Source organism: Peribacillus kribbensis DSM 17871 (genome assembly GCF_000430765.1).
Taxonomy (GTDB): Bacteria; Bacillota; Bacilli; order Bacillales; family DSM-1321; genus Paraperibacillus; species Paraperibacillus kribbensis.
In genome coordinates, this window is sequence record NZ_KE387240.1 from 226,717 (window position 1) to 237,437 (window position 10,721).

Genomic DNA, 10,721 nt, shown 5'->3' on the forward strand with positions numbered 1-10,721 from the left:
AGATGATGGGAGAGAATGGGTGGTTGTATGTTTGATCCTACAGCTTTTGAAAATATGAAGGTCGTACTTGAAGGCATTGTCTATGATAAAGACCTGGAAGGCGGCATTCTTGTCACTGACCGGTCGGATCTCGTTGATCTGGCGGTTTTAACCCGAACCTTCTCAATTGAATTGAAAAAGAAGAGCCTCATTGAGGATCCCGGAGATGTCATATGCAGGATTTATCTTGCAGCGAATCTGGGAAATCTTGCAGCTGAACTCCTAAATGAAGGTGAAGGAAGCGGGCGCGCCGGATGCCAGCTGGAGGCTTCCTACCGTTTTAATATAGACAAAGCGGAAGAAAGTTATATTACCTCTTTATTTCATACACTCAGAAACCTTTGGGGAGAAAACAGAGAAGTAGAAATAAAAGAAAGCAGGCTTTATAAAGATCCGTCTGCCGAAGACCGTCAGATTGAAGCAAGAGTCATATTTGGCAGACTCGTAACAGAAGCGCAGATATCAGATTTTAATGGCCTGATTGAACATTTGATATACTCTATTGATGTCATTAGGGGGCTTTATAAATAAGGAGTTAAAATCAATAGGAGAGGGCGAAGGTAAAATGTCTGTATATTCATTCGAAGCAAAAAGTATTACTGGGGAAGATATCAAGCTGGAGGAATATAAAAATCAAGTTCTCCTTATCGTCAATACGGCGAGTAAATGCGGTTTTACACCGCAATATGAGGATTTGGAGTCATTGTACAAAACATATAAGGACGAAGGTTTCACAGTCCTTGGCTTTCCCTGCAACCAGTTTTTAAGCCAGGAACCGGGAGATGATCTCGAAATCCAATCCTTCTGCCGTCTGAATTATGGCGTAAACTTTCCGATGTTTTCTAAGATCGATGTAAAAGGATCGGCGGCTCATCCCTTATTCAAATATTTGACCGAAAATGCCCCGGGAGTCCTCGGGTCAAAGGCAGTTAAATGGAACTTTACCAAATTTCTGATCGACAGAAATGGGGAAGTGGTAAAACGCTATGCCCCCCAGACGAAACCGGGTGAAATAGAAGAAGATATAAAGAGTCTGCTGAACTCGTAAATCATAAGGCTGTTACCACAAAAGTAAGATTTCAAGCAGGTTGATTCATCGCTCCCTCCTTAAATGGAGCGATGAATCAACCTGTTTTTTTCTACATAAAAGTCCTTGCAAGCCATGCTTCTTTTTATAGTGCGCTACGCTGCCGCCTTCTTTATCCGCCTCTTAAGCACCGCTTTATTTAAGGTATCCCCATTTTCGTGTTAAACTAGTAAACAAAGATAAAAGGAGAATCATATGAATAAAACGTTTCTTCTGGCATGTGAAGGATTTGTAAAAGAACAATTGCAGAATGATCCTACCGGCCATGATTGGCATCATATCAACAGGGTCAGGAATCTTGCCCTGAGAATTGCTGCAGAGGAGAAGGCTGAGAGCCTTGGTTTAATTGAAGCAGCGGCCCTTCTGCATGATATACCGGATGAGAAGCTGAACGACAGCGAGGAAGCGGGATATCGTAAACTGAGGGACTGGCTGAATCAGCAGGGAATCGATAAAGAAACGGTTCTCCGGCTTGAAGAGGTAATCCGTGCCGTTCCATTTAAGGGCGGAAACAATACCGCTCAATTGTCGTTTGAATCTAAGATTGTGCAGGATGCGGACAGGCTGGATGCAATAGGTGCAATTGGCATCGCGAGGACCTTTGCTTATGGAGGGAAAAAAGGCCATCCTTTATATAACACTGACCTGCCCGTCAGAGAATCCATGACCCTCCAGGAATACCGCAGCGGCAATTCCTCCACGATTCATCATTTTTATGAGAAGCTCTTAAAATTAAAGGATCTGCTCCACACAGACGCAGCCAGAAGGCTAGCAGAGGAAAGACATCAATTCATGGAGAATTTTCTCCAGGTATTTTACAAAGAATGGAATGTTTAAAATGAAAGTTTATTCATACAGCGGCTTATCAAAACATCAGGGAGAGAAACTTCTCTTTTCAAATATAAACTTTTCGATCACGCAGGGAGATAAAATCGGGGTGATCGGTGTAAATGGGACAGGCAAGTCAACACTGTTGAATATTATCGGCTTTGTCGAGGATGCTGACAGCGGGATCAGTGACCATCCCAATGATTATGTGATATCTATGCTTGAGCAGGATCCTGCTTATGAGGATGGTGCAGCCATCCTTGACTATATGTTCAGCTCTCAGTCTGAGACGTTCAATGTGGTCCGTGAATATGAAAAGGCATTGGAGAATCTCCAGCTTTATCCTGCTGATGCCCGTGTTCAGGACAAACTCATGCAGCTTCAGCAAAAAATGGATGCTTTGAATGCCTGGGATGTGAGTGCAGATGCTAAAACAATCTTAAGCAAGCTTGGTCTTACGGACTTTTCAAGGAAAATGGGCGAGCTTTCCGGCGGCCAGCGTAAAAGGGCAGCCCTTGCCCGCACCCTGATCGAAAACCCGGACCTTTTGATATTGGATGAGCCTACCAACCATCTGGATTATGAAAGCATAAGATGGCTCGAGAATTACCTGTCCAAATATCAGGGGGCCGTCTTATTCGTGACCCATGATCGTTACTTCCTTGATGGAGTTTCAACGAAAATCTGGGAACTTGCAGGCGGAAACTTATACGAATATCTGGGGAATTATTCTTCGTTCCTTGAAGGAAAGGCTGTCCGGGAGGAAAATCAAAGTGCGGAGGCCCAAAAGAAGGAAAACCTGTTCAGGAGGGAACTGGCCTGGATCAGAAGAGGGGCAAAGGCTAGATCCACGAAACAAAAGGCGAGGATCCAGCGGTTCGAGGATTTGGAAGAGAGTATGAAGGGCCGCACAAAGAATGAGGGCATTTCCATAGACATGGCGGGAAGCCGGCTGGGAAGAAAGGTCATAGAGCTGTCAGATATCCATATGTCCTTTGGCGGGCAGGAGATTCTAAAGGGTTTTTCATTTTTATTCAAGCCTGGTGATAGAATCGGTATTGTAGGAAAGAATGGAACCGGCAAATCGACTCTCCTTAACATCATCAATGGAACCATGACGCCTGATTCAGGAACTGTGGATGTCGGGCAGACCGTGAAAATCGGCTATTATCAGCAGGAGAATGAAGAAATGGATGAAAATATGAGGATGATCGCCTATCTTCGTGAAACGGCTGAGATGATCACGCTGAAAGACGGAAGCACCATTACTGCAGCATCCATGCTGGAAAAATTCCTGTTTCCAATGAATTCGCATGGCACACTGATCAAGAAGCTGTCTGGCGGGGAAAAGAGAAGGCTGTATCTCCTGAAAATTTTAATGTCTTCCCCCAATCTCCTTCTGATGGATGAGCCGACCAATGATCTGGATACCCAGACCCTGACTGTTCTTGAAGACTTTCTGGATAGCTTTAACGGTGTTGTTATTACGGTATCCCATGATCGGTATTTCCTGGACAAAGTCACGGAACAGCTCTTTGTTTTCCAAGGCAATGCACGGGTGGAGAAATTTTATGGCTCCTACAGCGAGTATTTGGAGACGAAGCCTGAACAAGAGCAGGTTCCCGCGAAAGAAGAGCTCGTTAGTAAGCCAAAGAATGAGCATAATAAACCCAAGAAAAAGAAGCTTACCTATTCGGAGCAAAAAGAATGGGACGGAATTGAAGATAACATCAGTGACTTGGAAGAAAGCATTGCCAGGGTTCAGAAAGAAATGGAATCCACGGGCAGTAATTTTGAAAAAGCAAATGAACTTCTAAAGGAAGAACAGTCATTGAATGAACAGCTTGAAGCGATGTTCGCCAGATGGGAAGAACTTTCTGAGAAGCTTGCGGAAGATTGATCAAGAAGGAGGAACCAGAGTGAAAATAAAGTCCATAGAACCAACTCCAAGTCCAAATACGATGAAAATCAACCTTGACGAGGAGCTTCCTTTTGGAAAAAGCAATAACTATAAAACCCAGAATGCGGAAGATGCACCAGAGCTCATCCAGAAAATCCTGAAGGTAGATGGAGTGAAGGGAGTCTATCATGTGGCAGATTTCCTTGCCCTCGAGAGGAATGCCAAGTATGACTGGAGAGACATTCTTCAAAAGGTAAGGGCCGTTTTTGGCGGGGGCAGCGAAATGTCAGCGGGCTCAGCATCCGATGGAGCTTATGGGGAAGTTGCTGTACAGGTTCAGATGTTTAAGGATATACCCATGCAGGTGAAATTGAGAGATGCGGCAAGTGAGCGGAGATTTGGCCTTCCTGAGCAGTTTGGAAGGGCATTGGCAGCGTCCCAGGACCCATCAGACAATGTGGTATTGATGAGGAAATGGAAGGACTTCGGGACCCGTTACGGAGAACTTGAAGAAATTGGCCGTGAAGTCGTAGATGAACTGGTCTCTGCCTATCCGGAGAACCGGCTTAATGACCTTGTGGAAATTGCGAAGAATCCTGAAAAGAAAAAGGAAATTCAAAACCGGCGTCCAAAGACAAAGCTAACACTCGAAATTCTGAACGATCCAGAGTGGGAAAACAGGTACAGGGCCCTTGAGCAAATGGATGACCCTCAAACTGAAGATATCCCGCTGCTGAAAAAGGCCCTTCAGGATGAAAAAGTGTCGATCCGCAGGCTCGCTGTGGTGTATTTGGGAATGATCGAGAGCAGGGAAGTTCTCCCCGCACTGTATGAGGCTCTAAAGGATAAAGCTGTAACAGTAAGAAGAACCGCTGGAGACTGTCTGTCCGATCTAGGGTTCCCAGAAGCTATGGAAGAGATGGCTGGAGCGCTGAAGGATAAAAACAAGCTCGTCAGATGGAGAGCAGCCATGTTCTTGTACGAAACAGGAGACGAGTCTGTCCTGCCTGCTTTGAAGGAAGCTGAACATGATCCGGAATTTGAGGTGGATCTCCAGATCAAGATGGCGATCGACAGGATTGAAAATGGGGAGGAAGCGAAAGGCTCTGTCTGGAAGCAGATGACAGAGTCCAGAATCAACCAGTCTTAAAATCCTGATTCACATACATTGATATCCCTTCAAAGAATATAGTATCCTTAGGATATTATCTTTTTTGGAGGGATTTTTTATGTCTATGGCATATGAAGAATACATGAGACAAATGGTAAAACCTATGCGTGAGGAGCTGAGCACCCAGGGCTTCGAGGAGCTGCTTACACCTGAAGCAGTAGAAGAATTCATGAATGAAAATCAGGATACAGCCCTGATTGTAGTAAATTCCGTCTGCGGCTGTGCTGCCGGACTTGCCCGCCCTTCCGCAGTGGAGGCTGTCCAGCAGTCTGACCACAAGCCCGCAAAGCTTGCTACTGTGTTTGCAGGCCAGGATAAAGAAGCTACCGCTGCTATGAGGAGTTATTTTACAGGCATTGAGCCTTCCTCTCCTTCCATGGCATTGGTCAAAGGAAAAGAAGTTCTGCACTTCATCCCCCGCCATGATATTGAAGACCATTCTGTGGAAGAAATCATGGAAAATTTAAACCAGGCGTTTGAGAAGTACTGTCAATAATCCTTTCCGTATCAGGGAATAGATGACTTTGGCTGAAGGAGAGGCTGTCTTAAAGAGGAAACTAACTTTCACCAGATTATATTTAGGAGACCAGATGTTGATGGCTCTAAATACAAGCTTGGCAGTTAGGATCCTTGAGGAGACAGTCTCTTTTTTTAAAGCCTTTTGAGATTGTTATGGGACAAATTAGATCTGCTCGGACGGAAATTCTGCTGATTTGGTTTTTAGAATATATGAAAAAGTAATGAAAGAAATGGAGCTGGCAGGATGATTGTGACAACAGGAGGCAGGACGAATCAGGCATGCATACAAGAGGCGATACAGATTGCGAAGGATTTAGATTCACCATACGAGGAAAGAAAAAAACGCTCTGTGAAAGATATGCATATGACCTTCAACGATGACTGCCTGGTCGTTGGAAGGGAGCGGCTCGAGCTGTACCGCCGCGGAAGTTCTGTTCCTTTTTTCTTTCATCCCAATGCCGCTATGCTGCGCCTGAAGCGTCTGATAAATGGTGTAACAGATCCCTTTATTGAGGCTGCTGGATTAGGTCCGGGAATGAGCCTTCTTGACTGTACACTCGGGCTGGGGTCGGATTCGATCGTTGCTGGCTATGTGACAGGTGAAAAGGGCACTGTTACAGGTATAGAAGAAAATGCTTTTCTGGCTTACTTGGTGAAAAGAGGTCTCTCCTTATGGGAAAGCGGATTTGGGGAATTCGATTCAGCCATGAGGCGAATCAGCGTCATTAACTCGAACAGCCTGGAGTATCTTAAGACACTTAAGGATCAAAGTGTCGATGTCATTTATTTTGATCCAATGTTTGAGGAAACGATTGCTGAATCCGATGGGATCAGGGGACTTGCCGGCTTTGCGCTATTTAGGCCATTAACCCTTGAGAGCATTGAGGAAGCCAAAAGGATCGCTTCAAAAAAAATTGTGCTGAAGGATCATTATAAAAGCAGCCGGTTCCAGGATCTAGGCTTCGAGGTTCATAAAAGAAAAACTTCGAAGTTCCATTTTGGGGTCATTAGGCTGGATTAGGAAGAAGGGCATCGATGAAGGGGAATGTATCCCCTATTGATGCCCTTTTCTTTAATCTAGTCAGTAATTTCTAAGAAGCAGAAATAGGCAAGCATCAGGATGCTGAGAGCAGCAATGGCAGCGTGCATATTGTATCCTCCTGTAAAAAAGTGGCTTTTATGTATTTTTTATAATGTAAACAGTCATATTTTCATTTTTAACCATTTCATCATAATTTGAAACCTTTTTCCTTCTCATTTAGTATATAATGATAGATAACAAGAAAGCACCTTACATGAAAAAACATTCACTAGTATTCTTTTCATTTTAATTGATTGCCACACAGAATGGAAGCGCATTCCATGTGGGTGACTATAATTATACCAATAAAAAGGCGGTTAGTAGTATGCAGTTGAAACGATGGATCAGAAAAACTCTCGTTATCTTAATATCTGTGCTGACGTTTGGTGCCATCACTCCTTCGGAAATTCACTGGCTTGAGGAAGTCAAAGCCAACACCAGTCAGGATAATGACCTGCTTGGAAAAAGCCAGCATCAAGAAACGGAAGCACTGGTCCAGACAAGAGAACAGATGCTGCATTCCCTCTATGTACAGGCAGAAAACATCAGTTATGTGAAATTTGGCGACAAGATCAAACCGAAAATTGAAAATGAATTTAAAGCGATCATCCTTCCAAAAATGGAAGAAGCCATTGAACAGGTATCCATGGATTTAGCTCCTGAACAATTAAAAAATCTTTCAGTTACCGAAAATCCTTCGGGCGGCAGCGGGGAGAGAATGTTTAATATCAAGGACGGCAAGTCGGGGCAGACACTGATAAAATTCCATGTGAGAAGAGAGCATCCGCCTCATGAAGGATTTTGGTTCAATTTTCATTATCATTCCAATACAGACCACTTTGCCAGACATCACGATCTCGGAAAAATCTATTGGGATAAAAATACTCCGCCTTCCTGGGGGACAGGCACCATTCATTAGACACTGACGCTTGGCAATAGGGGTAAACCGCCTTTCCAGCATTAAAGGGGATCCGGAATTATTCCGGACCCCTTTTTGTGTTTATTTTATGGTTGTCCGGATGTATGGGCGATAGATGGCATACGTATTGGCGGCAGGGTCCGTAACGGTGATTCGTGGCTCATGTAGGGACGGACAGATGGGATCATAATCGTTATGGCAGGATCGTTTGAACTCTATTTAGACAACTTTGACGATTACCGGATCATTAACCATAAAGCTGGACCATTTCTAGGAAGGTCATCCCCTTCGAAATTCACTTTAGATCTTTAAACTTTTTTCTCGGATCATTAAGAGCAAAAATCGGCTCATTTATTCTAAATTCCGGATCTTAAGCTTTTCAGGTAATATGCTGTGCTGCAGTTGCTCATGATGGTATGCAAGGGGAAATGTGCCTCCCAGAAATAAACTCAGCGGCCTCATAATGTACACAAATTAAAAAGACTGCAGTAAACCAGATCTTACCAGTGCTGGCCTGCAGTCTTTAGTTCTCTTATCCTCTTTTCTTTTTGGCCTCCGTCATGCAGGCGGCTTCTCATTCCCGGAAAAAACAACTTTATAGACACAGATAAAAAGAAGGAAGAATGCAACAGGGATCCCTACCGTAATGGAATATGGGGTGCCGGAAGCAAACAGCATCAGACATAACAAAATAGAAAACATAAAGACATCAAGATAAATAAAGATGGGTGCCCCCCATACATCAAATACATCGGAAATCAAGTCGGGATGGCGACGAAGCAATTCTTGTTTATTATATATTCTCATAACATCACCTTTAAACATTCAGTAATCATTTATATGACATGATAAGTTCGGGTGCTACAAGTTTAAAGAAAAAGAGATGAAGTCCATTTATTCCCACAGGGAGACTGGAACCTTTTTAATTAACATCCTGTTATAATTATAATGAAAAAAAGCACAGAGGGAGGAAACCATTTGAACAGCAGATGGCAGGCACTGATATCTTCCATTGCCCTGCTGGTGCTTATCGGGTCTTTTTTTTATGGATCCGCTGAGGCCAAAGAGACAGGAAGAAACTGGGGCCAGCTCCCATGGGAACAGGAACAAATCATAAAACATCATCTTGCTTCAAAAGACCTCCTTCAGAATATCATGTTATTTCCATACGGAAACTTTAATGCTGAGGAAGCTGGACAAATCGTGCGGAGAATCGATGCACTTCCCCCGGAACTGCTGAAGAAGCTTATTGCCAGGCATGTGAAAATAAAGCTGTTTACGGGAAGGCTGACTGAAAATATTACGGCTGAGAGTCTAAAAGGAAAATCCCCTCGCGGATATAAAAACAAAGAGACCACCTGGGATGATGTCCCAGGATTAGGCGGCACTGATACGGTACTGGTAAAGATCGGCTACAGCCGTCAGGGAATGGATCACGGTTCCGTTAATCTTGAGTTGCATGAATTGGGTCATTCGATTGATACGGTGGTTTTTTCAGATTATTCCCATTCATCTTCCTTTAAGAAAATATGGAAAAGGGAGAGGGGGAAGCTGTTCCCGGGAAGCGATTATCTGGAAAGATATCCTGAGGAATATTTTGCAGAGACCTTTGCTATGTATACTTACAGCAAAGAAACCCAGGATAACCTAAAAAAATCAGCGCCTGAAACCTATCAATCTATCAGGAATTTGATAAAATAAAACAAAAACAACGCTGGAGATGCCGGCGGTTTTTCCAAGGAGCAAACTATGAATGCAAGTGAACAGACGTATTTAGATTTATGCAGGCATATCGTAGAACATGGCATAAAAAAGGAAGACAGAACAGGGACAGGCACTATGTCCATTTTTGGCTATCAAATGAGGTTTGATCTGGATGAGGGTTTTCCTCTCCTGACAACGAAGAGGGTGCCTTTCAGGCTGATCGCCAGTGAACTTTTGTGGTTCTTAAGAGGGGATACGAACATTCAATACCTCTTGAAGCATAATAATAATATCTGGAATGAATGGGCATTTAAAAACTGGATCGAAAGCCCGGATTATTCAGGTCCCGATATGAGAGATTTTGGACTTCGTTCTCAGGAAGATGAAACCTTTAATAAGCAGTATGCAGAGCAAATGGAGATTTTTAAGCAGCGGATTCTTTCAGATGATGTCTTTGCTTTAAAATATGGTGAGCTCGGAAATGTATATGGCAAGCAATGGCGTGCCTGGAAGACATCAAAAGGAGATACAATCGATCAGATAAAGCAGGTAATAGAGGATATAAAGCGCAATCCTTATTCCAGAAGGCATATTGTATCAGGCTGGAATCCAGAAGATCTGCCGGAAATGGCTCTTCCTCCTTGTCATACGATGTTTCAGTTTTATGTGTCAGAAGGAAAGCTTTCCTGCCAGCTGTATCAGAGAAGCGGCGATGTATTCCTGGGCATTCCTTTTAATATTGCGAGCTATGCTCTTTTGACACATCTCATCGCACATGAGTGTGGTTTAAAGGCAGGGGAATTCATCCATACACTTGGGGATGCGCATATTTATTCCAACCATATCGAACAGATCAGCCTTCAGCTGGGCAGGACGCCGATGGAGCTGCCAACTCTCTGGCTGAATGAAAAAAAGAAGTCTATATTTGAATTTGAAATGGAAGATATCCGGGTCGAGAATTACCAGTCTCACCCTCCAATAAAAGGTGCTGTGGCAGTGTAAGCATAGAAACCCCTCAGGGCTGATGAAGCCCTGAGGGGTTTTGTTAGAACCTTTTATTCCTTTGTATACGCAGCCAGACCTTCAATCATTCTGCGGAAATCCTTTGGACTGCAAAACAACTCCTCTGAAAAATTGGATTGAATCCAGTGAATCATCTCTTCAGCAGAATTAAAAACCTCCCCGCTCGTATCACTTTTTCGGATCATATATCTTCCATTATCCTGATCCAGAGTTACTTCTACAGGAAAGGCACCGTCGAGGGCCTTTAGTGAAAATTCCATGGAACATCTCTCCTCTTTAAATATTTTTTTTGTTTCTGATTTAGAGTATGGTTGGAAGCAGCCCCAAACAGGTTTGTGGCTTAAGCGGGTGAAGCAGTCCGAACCTGGTGCACCTTCGGACAGGTTGAGCCCCTGAGCAGGGAAAGCAGTCGGAACCTGGTGTGCCTTCGGACAGGTTGAGCCCCCAAGC

At 43.8% G+C, this 10,721-nt stretch carries 12 protein-coding genes; 10 read left to right on the plus strand and 2 right to left on the minus strand.

Annotated elements, in window-relative coordinates; genetic code table 11:
• The first annotated feature begins 27 nt into the window (after positions 1-27).
• The 8 genes from H539_RS0119380 to H539_RS0119420 all read left to right on the plus strand — a co-directional run bounded on the left by H539_RS0119380 (position 28) and on the right by H539_RS0119420 (position 7,544).
• On the plus strand, positions 28-570 hold the full coding sequence (locus H539_RS0119380; RefSeq protein WP_026694896.1) for a hypothetical protein: 543 nt from the start codon (positions 28-30) through the stop codon (positions 568-570).
• A 34-nt stretch (positions 571-604) separates the two neighbouring features.
• Positions 605-1,087 (plus strand): glutathione peroxidase, encoded by a 483-nt coding sequence (locus H539_RS0119385; protein ID WP_026694897.1) that lies wholly within the window; start codon positions 605-607, stop codon positions 1,085-1,087.
• Positions 1,088-1,321: 234 nt separating this feature from the next.
• Entirely contained in the window at positions 1,322-1,963 is a 642-nt protein-coding gene (locus H539_RS0119390; RefSeq protein WP_026694898.1) for an HD domain-containing protein, read from the plus strand.
• A gap of 1 nt (position 1,964) precedes the next feature.
• A complete protein-coding gene (locus tag H539_RS0119395; RefSeq protein ID WP_026694899.1) occupies positions 1,965-3,854 on the plus strand; it encodes an ABC-F family ATP-binding cassette domain-containing protein in 1,890 nt (629 codons plus the stop codon).
• A 19-nt stretch (positions 3,855-3,873) separates the two neighbouring features.
• Entirely contained in the window at positions 3,874-5,004 is a 1,131-nt protein-coding gene (locus H539_RS0119400) for a conserved virulence factor C family protein (RefSeq protein ID WP_026694900.1), read from the plus strand.
• 79 nt (positions 5,005-5,083) lie between these two features.
• Positions 5,084-5,521 carry a BrxA/BrxB family bacilliredoxin gene (locus tag H539_RS0119405; RefSeq protein ID WP_026694901.1) on the plus strand — a complete coding sequence of 146 codons (438 nt, stop codon included), beginning with the start codon at positions 5,084-5,086 and terminating at the stop codon, positions 5,519-5,521.
• Positions 5,522-5,788: 267 nt separating this feature from the next.
• Positions 5,789-6,565, plus strand: coding sequence for a class I SAM-dependent methyltransferase (locus H539_RS0119415; RefSeq protein WP_026694902.1), 777 nt, complete (start codon positions 5,789-5,791; stop codon positions 6,563-6,565).
• A gap of 385 nt (positions 6,566-6,950) precedes the next feature.
• On the plus strand, positions 6,951-7,544 hold the full coding sequence (locus H539_RS0119420) for a YpjP family protein (protein ID WP_026694903.1): 594 nt from the start codon (positions 6,951-6,953) through the stop codon (positions 7,542-7,544).
• 558 nt (positions 7,545-8,102) lie between these two features.
• Here the strand turns inward: H539_RS0119420 and H539_RS0119425 are convergent.
• Entirely contained in the window at positions 8,103-8,351 is a 249-nt protein-coding gene (locus H539_RS0119425) for a hypothetical protein (protein ID WP_026694904.1), read from the minus strand.
• Positions 8,352-8,522: 171 nt separating this feature from the next.
• Here H539_RS0119425 and H539_RS0119430 point away from each other — a divergent pair, with 171 nt between their 5' ends.
• Together H539_RS0119430 and H539_RS0119435 are read left to right on the plus strand one after the other, a co-directional pair.
• Positions 8,523-9,245: an anthrax toxin lethal factor-related metalloendopeptidase gene (locus tag H539_RS0119430; protein WP_026694905.1), complete on the plus strand. Its 723-nt coding sequence runs from the start codon at positions 8,523-8,525 to the stop codon at positions 9,243-9,245.
• Positions 9,246-9,293: 48 nt separating this feature from the next.
• A complete protein-coding gene (locus tag H539_RS0119435) occupies positions 9,294-10,250 on the plus strand; it encodes a thymidylate synthase (RefSeq protein ID WP_026694906.1) in 957 nt (318 codons plus the stop codon).
• A 53-nt stretch (positions 10,251-10,303) separates the two neighbouring features.
• Here the strand turns inward: H539_RS0119435 and H539_RS33290 are convergent.
• The coding region (locus tag H539_RS33290) for a hypothetical protein (protein ID WP_342664023.1) at positions 10,304-10,721 on the minus strand (418 nt) is incomplete at its 5' end.

What these genes read in the sequence shown, in the direction of transcription:
- H539_RS0119415 (WP_026694902.1), top strand. Translation starts at nt 5,789, where the DNA reads ATGATTGTGACAACAGGAGGCAGGACGAATCAGGCATGCATACAAGAG.
- H539_RS0119420 (WP_026694903.1), top strand. Translation starts at nt 6,951, where the DNA reads ATGCAGTTGAAACGATGGATCAGAAAAACTCTCGTTATCTTAATATCT.
- H539_RS0119435 (WP_026694906.1), top strand. Translation starts at nt 9,294, where the DNA reads ATGAATGCAAGTGAACAGACGTATTTAGATTTATGCAGGCATATCGTA.
- H539_RS0119425 (WP_026694904.1), bottom strand. Translation starts at nt 8,351, where the DNA reads ATGAGAATATATAATAAACAAGAATTGCTTCGTCGCCATCCCGACTTG.
- H539_RS0119395 (WP_026694899.1), top strand. Translation starts at nt 1,965, where the DNA reads ATGAAAGTTTATTCATACAGCGGCTTATCAAAACATCAGGGAGAGAAA.
- H539_RS0119405 (WP_026694901.1), top strand. Translation starts at nt 5,084, where the DNA reads ATGTCTATGGCATATGAAGAATACATGAGACAAATGGTAAAACCTATG.
- H539_RS0119390 (WP_026694898.1), top strand. Translation starts at nt 1,322, where the DNA reads ATGAATAAAACGTTTCTTCTGGCATGTGAAGGATTTGTAAAAGAACAA.
- H539_RS0119385 (WP_026694897.1), top strand. Translation starts at nt 605, where the DNA reads ATGTCTGTATATTCATTCGAAGCAAAAAGTATTACTGGGGAAGATATC.
- H539_RS0119380 (WP_026694896.1), top strand. Translation starts at nt 28, where the DNA reads ATGTTTGATCCTACAGCTTTTGAAAATATGAAGGTCGTACTTGAAGGC.